Raw genomic sequence first — 18,356 nt, 5'->3', positions numbered from 1 at the left:
CCCTAACAATTGCTTAAAACAAGCGCTGTTCTATTTTTATTGTATCGCCCGCTGCAATCTGGCTGTTTAAATTACCTTTTTGTTGCTGCTGCTTAGTTTGCTCTTTAAATATGTATATTTTATCAAGCGATGCCCGCTCGGTTAAACCACCGGCAAGTGCCACTGCTTGGTTTACTGTCATTGCGGGTTGGTACGGGTATGCGCCAGGGCTTTTTACCTCACCATGTATATAAAATGGGCGGTATTCAATAACTTGTGCATACACATTTGGGTTTACTAGGTAGTCGGGCTTTAAACCTTGGGTAATTAGGTTTTCAACTTGCGTGGTACTTAAACCAGCCAATTTAATTTTACCTAAAAACGGGTAACTTACTTCACCGCTGTTACCTAAAAGTGCAGTCACCTCTAGGTCGGGCTGGCCAAAAACTTTTATTTCAACCTTATCGCCCGCACCTAAAACGTAATCTTGCGCGGCATGCGCAAGATTACCCATTACTAAATTTATAAATAAACCAGTAATAAAAATACCAAATTTCATTAATTAGCCTTTAGTGCAAATGTAAAGTTAATACCTACAACCATACGGTCAAACTTTAGCGCGTCTTGCGTTGAATCTTTATCTATAAAGTCAACATAAGTCGAAACCATACCAAAACTATTTGTGGTATAACTTACAGCAAAGTTAGCATTACTTGTTTTGTCTTTACGGCCAATTTCGCCTACGTATTTTTCGTCGGTGTACGACAAGCCAGCACTGGTACTAAGTTGGTCGTTCCAATCGTGTGTCCAGGTTGCACGGTATACACTTTCACGAATGTAATCGCCTTCTACTAGCGGGTCTTTTGCGGCGCGGCTAGTGCTAAAGTCAACAAACGAGTAGCTAAGTGGTTGCCACGTAACACCCGCCTCCCAGCTAAGCCCGCTAAAGTTTTCACGCTGCTCTGCGGCAAAATCCTTTTTTTGGTAACCTAATTTAACCGAGCCCGATGTAAGTGCAGTTGCATCCCACTCCATACCAAACAATACTCTAACATCGTCTGAGTCACGGCTTAAACCATTAGCGTCAATTACATCGTAACGATAGTCTTCTTGCTTTAACTCTAAAAAGGTACGCGTAGCGGCTTGGGTATTGTAGTAACCAACAATACCAAGTGTTGTTCGGTCGTAATCACGAAATTGCGAAATAGCTCTAAAGTTTTGGTATTTTTTATTAAAAAAGCCCCCCATTAAAGCCACTTGCGCTTTTGAGCTTTCGGCGCCAAATTCGTAGCGGCCATTTAAGCTTTGTTGTTGGTATTCAACTAATTCGTTTACTGCATCGCCTAGGCCTTCGGTTAAACCGCTACCACGTGGTTCAAACAACCAATCGGCGGTGGCATTAAAGTCAAGCCTGTGTTTACTCGTAAACTCGTTATGGGTTGCAGCGCTTAAATTAACTTGGGTAAAGTTATCGGCGCTGTCTTTATTATGCAAACTTGTGCTGGTTGCAACATTAAAGTTGTAGTAGTTAACGCCGTCTTCTATTAGTGCATCAACATTTGGCGCTATAGTCCAAATTAAACGCGACTCTTCGTCGGTTGGGGTACTAAAAAAGTTATCGTTACTGCTAATACCAGTTGTTAAAGTTGGCGTAATTTGTGCGCCATCTTTAGTCATAACACTGCCAGGGTTTAGCTCTGCCATTGCGGGAGTTGCTACTCCCATACCTGCAACTAATAGTAAACCTTTAACGGGGTTAGTAAGCGTTTGCATTTTTAAATCCCTTAAATATTGTTAAAAAAATAATTTTTATATCAAACCATAACGACCAGTGCTTAATGTAATGTAAATCGTACTCTACACGTTTGGTCATTTTGTTTAAGGTGTCGGTTTCGCCCCGCCACCCATTAATTTGTGCCCAGCCTGTAATACCTGGTTTTGCTTTATGCCTAAACATATAAAAGTCGACCTTTTTACGGTATTCCTCGTTATGGGCTACCGCATGCGGGCGCGGCCCAACAATCGACATATCGCCTTTTAATACATTTATAAACTGGGGTAACTCGTCTAAACTGGTGCGGCGTAAAAAACCACCTAAAGGTGTTACACGTGCGTCGTTTTTAGTAGCTTGTGTAACAATATGGCTATTTTCGGTCACGCTCATAGAGCGGAATTTCCATACCTTAATTTTTTTACCATCAAGCCCGTAGCGGTCCTGTTTAAATATAACAGGCCCTTTTGACGTTATTTTTACAGCCGCAGCAATAACAACTAAAAGGGGTGAAATAAGTAATAAAATAAGGCTGGCTACTATTATGTCTTCAGTGCGTTTAATAAATTCGTGCGCACCTATAAAAGGCGACTCAAACACGCTTAGCGTGTCTACTTCACCAACATGTTCTATACGCGCATGTATTAAGTTCGACAGTAAAAAATCGGGTATTATGTGTACATCTACCGTGGTGTCGCCCAGTTGCTTTAAAATATCGGCAATGCGCTTTTCGGCTTTTAATGGCAGTGCAATATACAGTATATCGATCTCGCCTGCTTTAGCTGCATCAACAGCCGTTTGTATACTGCCTTCAACACTATCAATAGCCAATTTATCACTTAAACGCTCTGGCTTACGGTCGTCATAAAAGCCTTTAAATTTAAAGCCTAGCTCGTCGTTATTATCTATTTCGGTAAATAAATATGCGCCGCTTTCGGTGGCGCCTACAATAGCTACATTGCGCAAGTTCATACCTAGCTTACGGCGGTTACGTTTATATAAAAACACGGTTAAGCGCCAGGTATATAAAAACAGCATGCTACAAAAAAACCATACACCTAAACCAATCCGCGAATAGGTTTCGGTAAATTTAAACATAAACGAAATTACAAATAGGCATAAAAATGCAATGGTTAACGAGCCCCACGCACACAACACCATGTTTCTAAACTTACCTGCTCGCCACGAGCGATAAGCCGAAAACATTTCGGCGCAGTACATATAAGCAACAGCAACAAAAAGCACCGCAACCAAGTAGGCAGTATTAAAGGTAAATGAATAAATAAGGGAAGAAAGCTGAAACGCTAAAAACAGGCATAGCAAATCGAACAAACGATAAAAGTTTGCATCAGAAGAGCCCGAAGGCTTAAACGTCCTTGAAGTAACCACACTAAAGTCCCTCTAGTTTTGTATTTTTATGTAACTATTAAGCTAACGTTAATATAGATCATTAAGCAGTTATATTCAATAAATATAAGCCTTAACACCTAGTTAATTAGCATTAAAAATAGTACACCCTTTTAACCTGTTAAATTAATTAACAAAAACAAACAAAGAATATTAATTTATTAATAGCAAATTAATATTCTTATTTATATTAAAAATAACATTATAATTAAGCTAAATTAAGCAACTACGTGTGTTACATAACTTTTTACCTTACTAAGCACATTTAACGCTAATTGTTTTGCATTATTTGCACTATTACTTTCGGTGTAACAACGTAACTCAGGCGCATTGCCCGAAGGACGTAAATGTATAATATCGTCATTGGTTAAAGTTAACCTTACGCCATCAGTTGTATCGGCATGCTTTACGGTAAACTCGTTTAAGTTTAACGCATTAAGCAGTTTGCTTGGGGTATTTACACCTAACTCAATTAATGGACCCGATTGTGCTTTAGTAATATTTTTTAAACGGTCGCTGTAATTAAAACGCTCTGGCAGTAAGTTATTTAAGGCCGATAAATTAGCTCCGTTAGCTAATGTTAAAGTTGCCAAAACAGGTAATACCGCATCACGTGTTGGTAAGCTAATTAATGGCTTATTGTTAATTAAAATCGTACTAGCTAATAAAAAACCGCCATTGGCTTCAAACCCTGCCACAGCCGCATAGTTATTCAGTAACCCAGCAAATGCCTCAATTACATAAGGCGAACCTATTTTTGTGCGTTTTACAGTATTAAAAAAGCCTGTTAACTCTACCGAACTGGTACAACTTACAGGAATGCCCAAAGCCTCTATGTTTAAGCTTTTAGCTGCCAATAAACATAAAGCATCGCCAGTAAAGTAGTCGCCGTTTTCGTCGGCTAATAATGGCCTATCGCCATCACCATCGGTCGAAAAAACTGCATCTAACTTATGTTCACTTGCCCACTTTCGGGCCTGTACACGGTCGGCATCGGCTACAGCTTCGGTGTCTATGGGTACAAATTCATCGCTATAACCTAAGCATACAACGTCGGCGCCAAATGCTTTAAATAAAACGGGGTATAAGTCTCTGCCAGCGCTTGAATGCTGAAAAATACCAATTTTTTTATTTTTTAATAAATCACTGGCATAAACATCTAAGTAACGTTTTATGTATAAATCGAATGCGCGGGTATCGGTATTAGGCAAAGGTAAAACAGCTATATTTTCAACAGCTACGGTTTCACTCATTATTGCTATTTCATCTTGCTTAGTTATTTCACCGGTGTTTGTGTAAAACTTTAATCCATTACGGTCAAACGGTATATGGCTACCGGTAACCATAATGGCAGGTACCTGTGCAATTTGTGCAGTATAGGCAAGTGCTGGTGTAGGTATAACACCAAAATAGTCAACCTCAACACCCACCGATTTAGCCGCACTAATACACGCTTGCGCCATAGCAGGGCTACTAGGGCGATTATCAATAGCAATAGCTATGCGCTTTACATTTTTTTGCGTGCTTAAAAAAGCCAACGTAAAAGCAAAACATACCTCATCAGTAAAGTTGGTAACTAAGCCACGTGCGCCCGACGTGCCAAACTCAATACCGCTTTGTTCAATAATAACCGAACTATCCATAGTGCCCTCTAATATAGCAATTTATTATTTTTATTAAGATCGACCGTAACGATCTTCAAAACGAACAATGTCGTCTTCACCTAGGTAAGAACCCGACTGAACCTCTATTAGCTCTAGGTCTACTTTGCCTGGGTTTTCGAGTGCATGCACAGCCGTTATGGGAATATAAACCGACTCGTTTTCGGTTAAGTATTGCTCTTGCCCGTCTAAATGTACTTTGGCAGTACCCGAAACCACAATCCAATGTTCAGCACGGTGGTGGTGCATTTGTACCGACAATTTAGCGCCTGGTTTAACCGTAATACGCTTAACCTGAAAGCGCTCACCACAATCAACCGAGTCGTATTTACCCCATGGGCGGTATACTTCACGATGAAATGTAACCTCACCGCGCTGTTCATTTTTAAGCTGCTGCACAATGGCTTTTACTTTTTGCGACTCGTTTTTATGGGCAACTAATACCGCATCTTTAGTGTTAACAATAACAAGGTTTTCAACACCTACAGTAGCAACCAGTTTATCTTCACCAAATACTAAGGTGTTTTTAGTATCAACCGCTTTTACATCGCCTTTAAAGGCATTGCCATTTTCGTCTTGTTGAGATACTTCCCATAATGCTTCAAAGCCACCTACGTCGTTCCAACCTGCATCCATAGGTACTACAACGGCATCTTTTGTGTGCTCCATTACCGCGTAATTAATCGACTCATCGGGACATTGCTCAAACGCTGCTTTGTGTACCCGAACAAAATCTAAATCATCGTTTTGTACTTGCATTGCGGCTTCACACGCGCTGTAAATATCGGGTCTAAAGGCTTTTAGTTCTTGTAAATAACGGCTTGCTTTAAATAAAAACATGCCGTTGTTCGATTAATAGTCACCACTTTCAATGTAAGTATTTGCGGTAGCTAAATCGGGCTTTTCAACAAAACGGTCAACCGCAAAACCTGCTCGGTATTGCTCGCCACGTTTAATATAGCCGAAGCCGGTTCCGGGCTTGTTGCCCACAATACCAAAAGTAACTAATTTGCCTTGCTGTGCAAGCGTGGCTGTTTGGTTTGCACTTTGCTGAAATGCAGTTGTATTTCCAATAACATGGTCGGCACCAAGTGCAAGTAACAATAAGTCTTGTTTGTTTTCAACGGCTTTAAATGCGGCTAACGCAATAGCATATACAGTATTACACTCTAGGCTCTAAAAAGATCCCCGAATGCTCAATGTTTAATTGCGTAACTTGCTCTGCAGCAATAAAGTGGTACTCTTCGTTACAAATTAACATCAGCCCAGCATGATTTAAACCCTTTAAGCGCGTAATAGTGTGCGACTACAACTGATGTTTACCATTTAGAGTAAGGAATTGTTATGGGTGATAAATACGCGAAAGCAGAAAAAACATAAGTATCTCAATAAATGCTAAGTTAAGTTAATTATATGTTTTGTGTAGGAACAAACAAATAGAAACCATTAACATTTAATAAATGCATTACAGAGTTTAATAACAAGTAAAATATTACATTTTAAGATCACTCATTTTATTTCAAAGAAATAAATTTTAATATGAGCTCTCGAAAAGAAGGCTCAAAATATCTAGCTATAAAATAAGATAAAGGCACTAGAAAAACAATCGGGAGCAACATATAGCTTAATGGGTATAAATCCCCAAATATCTTGCCTTGCTTGATTATTAAAGAAATCATTATATTTTCATGTAGTAAATACAGTGGATAGCTAATACTGCCGATTATTAGTAATATTTTATTTGAGAGAGCTTGCCTGACAAATGAAGATAAAAGCGCGACTTTGAAAAAACCAACTATAATTAAGGCATAAAAAAACAAATTCAGTGATAAGTTTTCGATAAGCAGCAAACTAATAAAAGAAATCGTAAAACCAAGGATTAAAAATTTTTTATTTTTTTCAGAAAAATAAACATAAAAGGCAGCACCTGCAGAAAACCAGCCAAAATATGAGATTGAAAATAAATTAAGGAGCCTATTAACAAAAAAAACGAAGGTGTTTTCTAAAAAATATGAGGATATGCCTTGTAATAAAAATAAAAATGATAAAGTCAATATCATCGTGTTTCTACTAAAAGCAAAAAATAATAAACCAGATATTAAATAAAATTTGACCTCAACGTATAATGTCCAAAAAGAGCCCTCTAGAGGTTTTATTTCAAAACCCAAAATAAATTCCCACCATCTTGGCTCTATAAAGGTTAACCCTGGTAATATGCTAAATAGATTCGCTTCACCTAGCGGCCTTTCATTAAAAAATGGTAGAGTAATATAAATTATAATAGTACAAATAAACATAGCAGGAAATAGTCGGATAAACCTTTTAAACAGAAATTGGCTAAAAGATTTAGACCTTTCTAAAGTTAGCAATATTACAAATCCAGAGATAATGAAAAATAATTCAACACCAAGCCAACCATGCTTTACTAATGCATATTCCGAATATGCACCACCATAAGGGACTAACTCAGGCCATCTTGCAAATGCATGATATAAAATAACAAGGATAATAGCTAAACCTCGCAAGCCATCTATGTAATCAATCCTTTCTTTCACTTACCCTCCTAATTAAATATATTATTACTTTAAAGTTAAGCACTGTACTGTTACATTTTATTTTATAATATAATAAATATGACGCTAACGCTTTTTTAATAATTTCAGTAATAGACTTTGATAGAGCCGCACCTTCCAGCCCGTAATTAGGTATTAGGATATATAATAAAATTATATTTATTAATACAGAAAAACACATAATTACAATTGCTTGCTTCTCTAAATTAGTTACAGTACAAATATAAGTAGATTGCCCAAAAAAAGAAGCTATTAAGTATCCAAACATTAATATTAGTAAGCTATTTAGGGCTGAAACATAAGAACCACCAAAAATATTAAGTAATTCATTACCCCAAAAATACATCACTAAAAAAAATGTCGAACAATAAAGGAATAAAGATATAGTTTGAACAAATATTAGTTTTTCAAACTTTGACCTATTAATCGAATATGCTTTTGAAATTAATGGTAAAAAAACCAATAGAAATGCCGACTCGAAAAACAACGCAAATTCAGTCAGTCGTGACGCAACTTGATAATATGCTAACTCTTTCTCAGAAATAAGTAATCCTACAAAAATTTTATCTGCAAACATACTTATACCCTCCGTGAGTGACAACAAACAAAACGGCACACCTATAAGTAGGACTCGCTTAAACTCGTAAAAAGAATAAAATGAACGTAAATTAGGTATTTGCAATTCACTTTGATAATAAAAAAACACTATGAATATAAAACTTGTAATATAAGATATTAAAACAAAAAACATTACTGTTTCAGCTTCAAAAGTATCAAAAAAAGATAACGCTATAAAAATCAAAAAAATTAAAACAAGCGGGTATACAACAGATTCAGGTATTATTGCCTTTATAGGCATACCACGACATCTTAATGCTGCAACATATACTCTTCTCATTACAAAGAAAGGTAATAAAAAGAATACGTAGTTAAGTACATCTAAGTAAACTACTGGAACTAAATTAAAAGAGGAGCATAAATAATATAAAATGAGCAATACTATAGACATTAATAAAGTGATAATGACAGCATACATTACCTGATATACTTCAGATGGTTTTTTATTTGTAAATATATTTGAATTTTTGACTAACGCTTGATCCTGACCTAGGCAAGCAAGATAGTTCATAATTCCAATAATTGATAAAGCGAAGCTGTATTTTCCAAAATCTTCTACTGTTAAATTTCTTGCCAATAAAACACTCATTGGGAATACAATTAGCCCACCGAATACTTTTATAACAAAAGATGAACCTACGTTTCTTAATAATTTATTCATAGATTTATTTCACTTCTTTTGTTTTGAGAAAACAAAAAGTAAGCAACATCCAAAAATAATCAGACTGCTCGAAAGTGACTTGCTCTGTAATTGAATAGCCAATGTAAAAAATGAATAGATTTAATAAAAGAAGCTTAGAATGAAATGCTGTTTTGGTTATTATAGCTCTATTTATAAAAGTTCTTGTAATAAAAGACAACAAAAATACTAGATATAGGATGAAGCCAACCATACCAGTTTCAAGGTAGACATCTATAAAACCATTATGGCCATTATTCATAATTTGCTCCCCCCAATAAGGATTAAATATTGAATAATCAGCTGTATGTGAATCGATCCAAAATGTTCTATAACCTGTTCCAAACCAGAAGTTTGAATCGGCTTTCATGAGTGCATATCCCCAAATTTTAGTTCTACCTGTCAAAGTTGGGTCTTTACCTAATACATCAATCGCAAAAAAATAAGCATTATAAATTAGGAAAATTATTAAAGGGAGAAGTATTAGAAGAAACACGATCCTATAGATAGACTTTATAAAAAATTTATTGTTTAACGATCCAAAAAAAATTAGTTTTATAAATGACTGACTGAGAAGAAGGAAGAAAAGTAAAGCCAAAGGCGTTGATGCCTCACTAAGGAGCAATGCAGGGACAGCAGCAAGTATTGAAAAAATAAATAATTTTTTGTTTATATTCTTAGTGTCAAACAAAAAATAAGCCAATATAAGAAAAATTGCTACAAACCTCCCAAAATCTGTTTTATTACCAGTAAATCCCCTCCACGCATTTGGGTATTGTAAATTGCTGCTATCGACACCGACACCTGGTATTAATATAGCTATGTATCCACTTAACGTCACAAATAGTCCTACAATAAAAAAAGACTTAATTATTTTTTTATATTCATAACTGATAACTAGATAACTGATAAAACACGATGACAGCAATAACGCAATGCACCTTCTAAATGTTAAGCTCGGATCTATTGACCACGTAAATGATATCATTATAAATAATAACAATATAAAAAAAGATAAATTATTTATGATATGGAGTTTTATTTTATGAGAATAAAAATAAAACAAAATAATTAAATGAAAACCATACAATGTCAAAGCTAAAAATTGAAAGTAAATATTACCTGATGAACGGCTATCGCTACCTCCTAGGATAGCAAATAAATACTGAAGACCTCCAGATAATAATAGAATCGTTAGAAAACCTATTATAAATAGAGTGCTATTTAGTTGCTTCTTTTTTAATATCATTTTTAATTAATTTCATATATTTTTTTGCAGTTTTTTCTAATGTATAATTTTCTGCATTCATTTTAGCAAATTGGGACAACTCAGTTCTGAGCTGATCGTTATCAAGTAATTCATTTACAGCTTTAGCCCAGCAAGAAACCTCAAAATTATCAACTATTAATCCGCTATACTCATTACCATCGATTAAAACTTCTGTTTGGGCTTCGATTGAACTTGATACAATAGTACAACCGCAAGATAAAGCTTCTAATAAAGAATTACTTTGGCCTTCAAATTCACTAGGTTGAAGATAGACATCACTTGCAGTCATTAAGTTAATTACTTCAGGTTGATCCAAATGACCTAAAAAGTGAATATGCGGGTTTTTTTTAGCTAGTGACTGAAGCAAACCTTCATCTTCTCCAGAACCACCAATAACTAAGTCTGCATTATCGACAAAAGACATCATTTCGATTAATAGATCGAACCGTTTCTGGTGAGTTAATCGCCCAATTGCGACAAGTAATTTATTTTCACTATCTATATTATATTTTAAAAAAACCTGTTCTTTATTTAACTCTTCCTTAGCTGTTTTTACAGAGTTATTAATAACAATACTATTTTTGACATAATTTAGACTGTATTGTAAATATGATTTTTGAACCGAAATGGAGTTGGATACTACATAGTCATAAAAACCTACCCCCCCTAAAAACCTATCAATTATTCTCATAGGTAAGCTATAAGTCCAAACTGGGTTTCTATGAGAGACAATTATTTTATTGACTCCTAAAAGCCTACCTAGTAAGCCATTTAATATATTTGCTAATGGTAGAAACGATATAATTATATCAATATCATTTTTAATAATATATTTAGCAAGGCTGAAAATAGAATGAAAATAATTTAAGATACTTATTCTTTCATATGTACCCCCTATAATTTCATAATCATTTAAACCATTAATTTTACCATATAGGCAAATTAATTTCACAGACTCGCCTTGCTCCCGGAGAGTTTTAGCTAATTTAATTTGAGCATTCTGTGCTCCACCTCTATCGTTATGAGTTATAAGTAAATATATCATTTAACCCCTAAATACTTGTATGCTGCTGTAACTGTTGTAAATTGGTTTAGATGCTGTTCACAACTTATAGGTTTCAATGAAATAGAATTAACTATCAACTCAGAAAGTGTGTTGACATCGCCAACAGGGTATAGTGAACCGTAAACTCCCCCTGATAATATTTCTGAAGGCCCACTTTTACAATCGGAAGATATTACCTGAGTACCTAAGGCCAATGCTTCGATCAAAACTGTAGGCAAACCTTCCCATTCAGATGTAAGAACTAATGCATCTGCAATTTTTATATAATCATGTGGGTTTTCTTTAAATCCCAAAAAATGTATTTTTTTATCCATCCCAAGTGATTTAGCTAATTCTTCTAACTCATATTTTTCAGGCCCATCACCTAAAATAATTGCTTCACAACTAATCTCTGAAGAAGCTAAATTAATAGCATTAATGAAATCCCCAACTCTTTTGGATTTGATCAACCGACCAACAAAAACAAATAAATAATCTGATTTACATATCTCATGTCGTAGTTCTTTATTGTACTTAACTGTTAACAATTTCTCAGTTATAACTGGGTTATAAATAGAAGTAAAAAGCCTTATATCTAAACCTGTAAAATCAGACATTGCCCGACAAACGCCCCCTGAAACCCCAACTCTCTGGTTAGGAATCCGATATAGCACTTTTGTTGAAAGATAAATTAATTTTTGATACAAAGACTTCTTATTTAAATAATTACTTTGCATTTGACTATGTTCAACTATCGTAAGCTTATCTCTTGTATTACTAATTAATGTAGCCATTGCTGTTGCAACATTAACATGAGTCATATGACTAATAATTAGGTCTGGCTTAGCTACTTTGAAAATTTTACTGAGCTCTATTATTGATGTAGCTATTCTTTTGCTTTTTAACTCCCTCAAACTAATTTCAGAAGAAATCTCACTTAAAAAGGGGCCTTTAGCCTCCAAAAAAACTAAAGTAACATTATTACCAAGGTCACTTAATGAATTTGCTAAAGTTACAGCTACCCTTTCAGCACCACCGCCTCGAAAATCATGCATGACAATTATTATTTCTTTTTTCATAATTCGTTTACACTACTTCAAATTTTATTTTTTTTGTTTTAATGAGATAAATAAGCCTTAACAAATTAGTTGGGTAACTAATAATATAACGTTTTATAGTATGCGGTTCTTTATACATTCTATAAAAAGCACGGAGATTAAATTTATCTATCAATTTAGGATAATATGTTTTAGAACTATTAGATTCCTGTCTAATGAAACCACCACAAGAAAATGCAAGTAAAGGATACATTTCATCCTTAAACTCTAGTATAAACTTTTCTTGCTTTCCAGCACCTAATCCAACAATTAGATAATCAGTTTCTTGAGATATAATGTCATTTTTTAGATGACATATATTAGACTCTTCAAAATACCCATTATAATAGCCAACTATTTTTAAATTCGGATAACGAAGCTTTATTTTAGAGATAAAGTTAACTAACTCAGAATTTTTAGCTCCAACAAAATAGACTTTTTTCTTGTTTAGTTCACAAAATGTAAATACTTCATTTGCTATAGATGAAAAATCAAAACTCACTCTTTCAATTTTTTCTTTTGTAAAAACACTTAATATCTTTGACATTAAAATACCATCACAAAAATAAATCAGTGGAGAGTCTTGACCTGATTTAAATAGCTCTTCTATTGAAGCTAAATTTATGAAAGAAAATAATCTTTTATCCAAAGCATCTGCGTAGGTAAAATGTTTAGCTATTCTAATATTCATTTCAATTAAGAGCTCTTGTTATATTTTTTAAACCACTTTACAAAACTATTAATTCCCAATTGCAAATCTGTATTTGGTTTAAAGCCAATCTCACCTTCTAAACCACTAACATCGGCAAAGGTTCTAACTACATCACCATCCTGCATGGGTAAATATTGTTTATCCGCTTTTTTTTCTAATGCATTCTCAATGCAATTTATGAAAATTTCTAGCTCAACTGGTTGGTTATTGCCAATATTATAAAGTTTATAAAAAGGAGAGCCCTCTGTTTGAGCTTGCTGATTTGCTGCTGGTATTACATCTTGTATTCGTACAATACCTTCAACTATATCGTCTATATAAGTGAAGTCGCGCTGCATTTTACCGTTGTTGAATACTTTAATTGGCCTATCGTTAGCAATGGCGTCGGTAAATAAATACGGTGCCATATCTGGCCTACCCCACGGGCCATACACAGTAAAAAAGCGCAGCCCTGTGGTTGGTAACGAATATAAATGGCTGTAAGTATGTGCCATTAATTCATTTGATTTTTTTGTTGCTGCATAAAGCGATACAGGGTGATCAACCCTATCCTCTTCTGAAAATGGAATTTTAGTATTTGCACCGTAAACAGAGCTAGATGATGCATACACTAGGTGCTTAACTTTGTTATGACGGCAACCCTCTAAAATAGTTGCCATACCAACCATATTAGAATCAATATAGGCCATTGGGTTTTCGATTGAATACCTAACACCAGCTTGAGCTGCTAAATGAATTACGCGATCAAACTTTTCGGTAGCAAATAATTGAGCAATACCATCTCGATCAGCTAAATCCATTTTTACAAAAGTAAAGTTAGTTAAATGCTTAATTCTTTTTAATCGAGCTAATTTTAAATTAGGGTCGTAATAATCATTCAAATTATCTAAGCCTATAACGTCATGCCCTTCTATGCATAAGCGTTCTGCAACAAAATTACCTATAAAACCGGCTGCACCAGTTACTAAATATTTCATTATGAATTCCTTGGCACAAATTATAAGTAGTTATGCCTAAATAAAGTTTCTTTAATTTTAAGCTATTAGCTCTTTAACTTGTTTTGTAAACTCTTCACCCATATCGCTTGACTGCATTGCATATTCAACATTTGCAAGCATATAACCAAGTTTTGAGCCACAATCGTGCGACTTACCGGTTAGGTGGTAAGCTTCGAGCGTTTCGAGGTGGCGTAGTTGTAGCAATGCATCGGTAAGTTGTATTTCGCCGCCAGCGCCAGGTGGTGTGTACTCAAGCAAATCCCAAATAATAGGTGATACAACATAGCGGCCTGTTATAGCTAGGTTGCTTGGGGCTTCATCGTTATTTGGTTTTTCGACCATGTTTTTAATGGTGGCGTTTTCGCCTGCGCTTATTTTTTTACCGGCCAAGTCTACCACGCCGTATTGGTGTACTTGCGCTTGCGGTACAGGCTCTACCATTACTTGGTTATGGCTTGTTTGGTCAAACCGATCGATCATTTGACTTAAGTTATCGGTTTTTGGATTTGACTTGTATTTGTCAATTATTACGTCGGGTAGCATTACGGCAAATGGGTTGTTGCCTACTATGGGTTTAGCCGCAAGTACTGCATGGCCTAAACCTAACGGCGCCGATTGGCGAACCGAAATAACCGTTACGTCTTTTGGTACTATTGAGCGAACCTCGTCTAGTAGGCTGCGTTTTACGCGTGCCTCTAGCGTGGCTTCTAGCTCAAAGCTGGTGTCAAAATGGTTTTCGATAGAGTTTTTAGAGGCGTGTGTAACCAGTACTATTTCTTTTATGCCTGCGGCTACGGCTTCGTTAACTACGTATTGAATTAAAGGTTTGTCTACCAGAGGGAGCATTTCTTTTGGTATGGCTTTTGTGGCTGGCAACATACGTGTGCCTAAACCTGCAACGGGGAGTACTGCTTTTAAAACTTTCACTTTAATTCCTTTTTTATTTTTTGATTATTTATAAAAACACAAAAAAGGACAAGCAAAGTTAGGCTTAAGTCCTTTTAACGTACCTCACATACCGTGTGAGGTTATTATTATACACAACACAATAATGTACTCAACTATAAACGCATCCTTTTATATTGTTTTTTTGTTAAATTTATGTTGCACCAAAATAACCACCAAACGCCCTACTTTAGTGCTGTGTAGCACTTTTTACTTATCTACCTTTTTTGTTGTAATAATACTATACTTGGCCATGCTGTTTATTAGGGATTATTAACTAAAGGATCGTATGTGCGCTTAAGTGTTTGCATTTTAATTGTTATGTCGTTTTTTGTGTACGCGCAAGATGCACTGATGCATTTGCGTAACAGCGATATACTAAACCGTGCACAACAACATTATGGCGACGAGGGCTACACCCGCATTAAAAATTGGCTTAGCTTTATAGATAGCAGCCAAGGTAAAAGCGAGTGGCAGCAAATACACCTAGTTAACGACTTTTTTAATAAACACATACAATACCAAACCGACGACGACCTGTGGCAAAAAAAAGATTACTGGGCCACCCCGCTTGAAAGCTTAGGCGTTGGTATGGGCGACTGTGAAGACTACGTAATAGCCAAATACTTTACGCTAATTGCACTAGGCATACCGGAAGATAAAATACGGTTAATGTATGTAAGGCAAAAAACAGTAAACCAGCCGCACATGGTATTAATTTATTTTGAAGAGCCTAACCAAATACCGCTTGTGTTAGGTAATTTTAATACTAAACTTTTACCCGCTAATAAACGGCCCGATTTAAAACCTATATACAGCTTTAACGGCCAAGGTTTATGGCTAGCTAAGGCTAAAGGGTTGGGTAATAAAGTAAAAAATAGCCGTGGTGTGTCGGCCTGGAACACCATGCTGCAACGCATAGAACACGGTGAGCTTGCGCCCACCAACAGTAACATTAAAGGAACTAGTAGTTATGTATCGACTTTTTAAAAATGGACTTAGTTTAAAAACCCAAGTGTACGGGTTAATTATTTTAATTTCGGTTATTTCGTTTTTTGTACGTGTAGTTACCGACGTACAAACCACCCGCCACTATTTGCAAACCCAAATGGGCAGCCACGCGCAAGACACCGCAACCAGTTTGGGGCTTTCTATTTCGCCCTACCTTGACGACGAAAGCTTAATGATTGCCCAAACCATGGCCACGGCTATTTTTGATAGTGGCTATTATAAGCAAATTAAATTTACCGACATGCAAAGCAATGTTGTGTTTGAGCTTACTAACCCTAAACGGGTTGAGTCGGTACCTGGCTGGTTTATAAATGCGGTAGAGCTTAACGCCCCCACTATGAGCAGCGAGCTCAATAATGGCTGGGTTATGGCAGGTACACTTGAAGTAACTAGCCATGCTGGGCAGTCGTACTTAACGCTTTGGGAGCACACAAAACGAAGCTTTTACGGATCGTTTTTATTACTTGCGGGCTCGCTTGCTGTTGCGTTTTTAATTTTAGGCACGGTGTTTAGGCCGCTAAAAGCCGTAGAACACCAAGCGCAATTGGTTACGCGTAAACGCTTTACATTAAACGATCAAATACCGGTTGCACGCGAGCTACGTACAGTAACTAAGGCCATAAACAATATGGTTATTAATTTACAAAGCACGTTTGACTCGTTAACTAAACAAACCCAAACCCTCACCGAAGAAGTTTACATAGACCCACTTACTGGGCTGGGTAATCGTCGTTCGTTTGAAAACCATTTTAGCTCGGTGGTTGATACAATAACTGAAGACGCGCCAATAACCGCAATGATGATCACCCTGCCTTCGCTTACTAATATTAACCAAACCGTTAGCTACCAAGACGGTGACGAACACGTTTGCGATGTAAGCAATACTTTGCAAAATATATTAAGCGAGTTAACTAACACTAAACTTTTTAAGCTTAATGGCAGTACGTTTATAGCACTGGCCCCGTTTGATGTACCATTTTTAAATAAAACCAAACTAGACATTAACGATGCTTTTAGCCAGAAGAAAAACAGCTTACATGTAAACGGGTTTGCAAACTTGTCGCTTGTAAGTGTAGAAAAAGGCTCGAGCTTAGGGAGTGTGCTTTCGGCGCTTGATACCGGTTGTACCATTGGCGAAACCGCAGCCACTAATAAAGTAGATAAAGACACCCTATTTAGTGTTAAACAATGGCGTGCGCTAATTCAGTCGATTATTGATTCGGGCGAGGTGAGTTTTTCGGTGCAGGCTGTTAAGCAAGCCAACTCAGAGCACCAGCAGTGCTATTTTGAGGTGTTTGCGCACTTTATTCACGAGGGTGAAAAAGTAAATAACGGCCACTTATTTGCTATGGCCGAAAAACTTAATTTAACCGAAGAGCTCGACAAAAAAATAATACGCAATTTTGTAAACGTTAAAGAGCAATACCCAAAAGATGTGTTTGCCCTTAATTTAAGTAAAGCCGCGTTATATTCTACCGATTTTATAGAGTGGCTTACGCTTTACGCGACTACTAAACCTATTTTAAAAACTAACTTATTGTTTGAGCTACACGAAATAAGCTTACTTTATAATGTGCATGTAGCCAGTTTACATATAGATGCCATTAAAGATATTGGTATTAATGTTTGTGTAGAGCACTTTGGCACTAGCTTAACGTCGTTTAGGTACTTACAAGGCCTAGATATTGAATTTGTAAAAATTGACGGCAGCTACATACAAGACTTACTAGATAACACCCAAAGCCAATTTTTTATTCAAACGGTAAATAATATTTGCCACGGTTTTGGTATTAAAGTTTTAGCCTGTTTAATTGAAAAACCTGAGACTTTAAAAGCACTTGAAAAGCTAGGTTGCGATGGCGTACAAGGCAATTTAATAATGCCACCTTCGCAAATAGTAAAAACTAATAATAATGGCGTAAATAAAGAGTTTACTTTTTGCCCTAATACGCTAAAATTTTGTAATTAGACACTCAACCATGGGACGAGACATGAAAAAACTAATTTTAGCTGGCTTAATTGCTGGTGCCACTGCAGCGGTTACATTACCTGTATATGCACAAGCAGACAGCGCTGGCCTTGTTAGCGTATTAAATAATGCGACTGCAGATACTTCGCCAGAGCAACTTCAAGCAGACTTACTTGCTGCTATTGAAGCTGCTTGTAGTGATTGTTCTGCTGAAGACGTAGAAGCGTTAATTAACGATGCAGTTGCTGCTGTAGGCGCAGATAGCCCGTTAGTTGCTGATGTACTAGGCGCAATGAGTGCTGCTGGTATTGATAGCGATACGCTTACATTAGCTGCTGTAACTGCTGGTGTTGATGCAACGACTGCTTCTGAAGCAACGGCTGCTGGTAACCCAAATGCACCAGGTAATAACGCTGCGCCAAACAGCAACGCTAACCCAAATGCACGTTCACGTGTGCCTGCATTTGTTAGCTTACCAACACCTCCGGGTGCTGGCGGTAATGGCGGCGACGACGGTATTTCTGAAGTAGTAAACTAATCGTTTATGCAATTTTATAAAAACGCAGCCTATTGGCTGCGTTTTTTGTTATGTGTACTACACAAATATGCAATAATGCAATA

At 36.3% G+C, this 18,356-nt stretch carries 15 protein-coding genes and 1 pseudogene; 3 read left to right on the top strand and 13 right to left on the bottom strand.

The window, feature by feature from the left end; genetic code table 11:
• Positions 1-13: 13 nt before the first annotated feature.
• The 13 genes and pseudogenes from KZZ04_RS10680 to galU form a co-directional block, all read right to left on the bottom strand.
• A complete protein-coding gene (locus tag KZZ04_RS10680) occupies positions 14-538 on the bottom strand; it encodes a polysaccharide biosynthesis/export family protein (RefSeq protein ID WP_219422714.1) in 525 nt (174 codons plus the stop codon).
• Entirely contained in the window at positions 538-1,752 is a 1,215-nt protein-coding gene (locus KZZ04_RS10675) for an outer membrane beta-barrel protein (RefSeq protein WP_219422713.1), read from the bottom strand. Before KZZ04_RS10675 ends, KZZ04_RS10680 begins: the two co-directional genes overlap by 1 nt.
• On the bottom strand, positions 1,736-3,139 hold the full coding sequence (locus KZZ04_RS10670; RefSeq protein ID WP_219422712.1) for an undecaprenyl-phosphate glucose phosphotransferase: 1,404 nt from the start codon (positions 3,137-3,139) through the stop codon (positions 1,736-1,738). Before KZZ04_RS10670 ends, KZZ04_RS10675 begins: the two co-directional genes overlap by 17 nt.
• Positions 3,140-3,375: 236 nt before the next feature.
• Positions 3,376-4,800 (bottom strand): phosphomannomutase, encoded by a 1,425-nt coding sequence (locus tag KZZ04_RS10665; protein ID WP_219422711.1) that lies wholly within the window; start codon positions 4,798-4,800, stop codon positions 3,376-3,378.
• Positions 4,801-4,833: 33 nt separating this feature from the next.
• Positions 4,834-6,130 (bottom strand): annotated as a pseudogene (locus tag KZZ04_RS10660) (mannose-1-phosphate guanylyltransferase/mannose-6-phosphate isomerase).
• Between the two features lie 202 nt (positions 6,131-6,332).
• On the bottom strand, positions 6,333-7,373 hold the full coding sequence (locus KZZ04_RS10655) for an acyltransferase (protein ID WP_219422710.1): 1,041 nt from the start codon (positions 7,371-7,373) through the stop codon (positions 6,333-6,335).
• A complete protein-coding gene (locus tag KZZ04_RS10650; protein ID WP_219422709.1) occupies positions 7,357-8,670 on the bottom strand; it encodes an oligosaccharide flippase family protein in 1,314 nt (437 codons plus the stop codon). The genes KZZ04_RS10655 and KZZ04_RS10650 overlap by 17 nt, the downstream gene beginning before the upstream one ends.
• A 4-nt stretch (positions 8,671-8,674) precedes the next feature.
• Complete coding sequence (locus KZZ04_RS10645) at positions 8,675-9,529, bottom strand: O-antigen ligase family protein (protein ID WP_219422708.1); 855 nt, start codon at positions 9,527-9,529, stop codon at positions 8,675-8,677.
• 379 nt (positions 9,530-9,908) lie between these two features.
• Positions 9,909-11,003, bottom strand: coding sequence for a glycosyltransferase family 4 protein (locus KZZ04_RS10640; RefSeq protein ID WP_219422707.1), 1,095 nt, complete (start codon positions 11,001-11,003; stop codon positions 9,909-9,911).
• Positions 11,000-12,082, bottom strand: a complete 1,083-nt coding sequence (locus tag KZZ04_RS10635) for a glycosyltransferase (protein ID WP_219422706.1) — start codon at positions 12,080-12,082, stop codon at positions 11,000-11,002. The genes KZZ04_RS10640 and KZZ04_RS10635 overlap by 4 nt, the downstream gene beginning before the upstream one ends.
• Before the next feature lie 7 nt (positions 12,083-12,089).
• Positions 12,090-12,791, bottom strand: a complete 702-nt coding sequence (locus KZZ04_RS10630; RefSeq protein WP_219422705.1) for a WecB/TagA/CpsF family glycosyltransferase — start codon at positions 12,789-12,791, stop codon at positions 12,090-12,092.
• A 5-nt stretch (positions 12,792-12,796) separates the two neighbouring features.
• The gene (locus tag KZZ04_RS10625; RefSeq protein WP_219422704.1) at positions 12,797-13,789 is read right to left on the bottom strand and encodes an NAD-dependent epimerase; all 993 of its coding nucleotides are present in this window, start codon (positions 13,787-13,789) and stop codon (positions 12,797-12,799) included.
• Between the two features lie 57 nt (positions 13,790-13,846).
• Entirely contained in the window at positions 13,847-14,737 is an 891-nt protein-coding gene (galU, locus tag KZZ04_RS10620) for a UTP--glucose-1-phosphate uridylyltransferase GalU (RefSeq protein ID WP_219422703.1), read from the bottom strand.
• 309 nt (positions 14,738-15,046) lie between these two features.
• Here galU and KZZ04_RS10615 point away from each other — a divergent pair, with 309 nt between their 5' ends.
• The 3 genes from KZZ04_RS10615 to KZZ04_RS10605 are packed head-to-tail and all read left to right on the top strand — an operon-like array spanning position 15,047 to position 18,273.
• Positions 15,047-15,745: a transglutaminase-like cysteine peptidase gene (locus tag KZZ04_RS10615; RefSeq protein ID WP_010557323.1), complete on the top strand. Its 699-nt coding sequence runs from the start codon at positions 15,047-15,049 to the stop codon at positions 15,743-15,745.
• Positions 15,729-17,735 carry an EAL domain-containing protein gene (locus KZZ04_RS10610; protein ID WP_219422702.1) on the top strand — a complete coding sequence of 669 codons (2,007 nt, stop codon included), beginning with the start codon at positions 15,729-15,731 and terminating at the stop codon, positions 17,733-17,735. The genes KZZ04_RS10615 and KZZ04_RS10610 overlap by 17 nt, the downstream gene beginning before the upstream one ends.
• 22 nt (positions 17,736-17,757) lie before the next feature.
• The gene (locus KZZ04_RS10605) at positions 17,758-18,273 is read left to right on the top strand and encodes a hypothetical protein (protein ID WP_219422701.1); all 516 of its coding nucleotides are present in this window, start codon (positions 17,758-17,760) and stop codon (positions 18,271-18,273) included.
• The last annotated feature ends 83 nt before the right edge of the window (positions 18,274-18,356 follow it).

Source organism: Pseudoalteromonas sp. CR1 (assembly GCF_019392235.1).
GTDB lineage: Bacteria > Pseudomonadota > Gammaproteobacteria > Enterobacterales > Alteromonadaceae > Pseudoalteromonas.
Note: the sequence above shows the minus strand (reverse complement) of the source record. Positions and strands in the feature narration are given on the sequence as shown.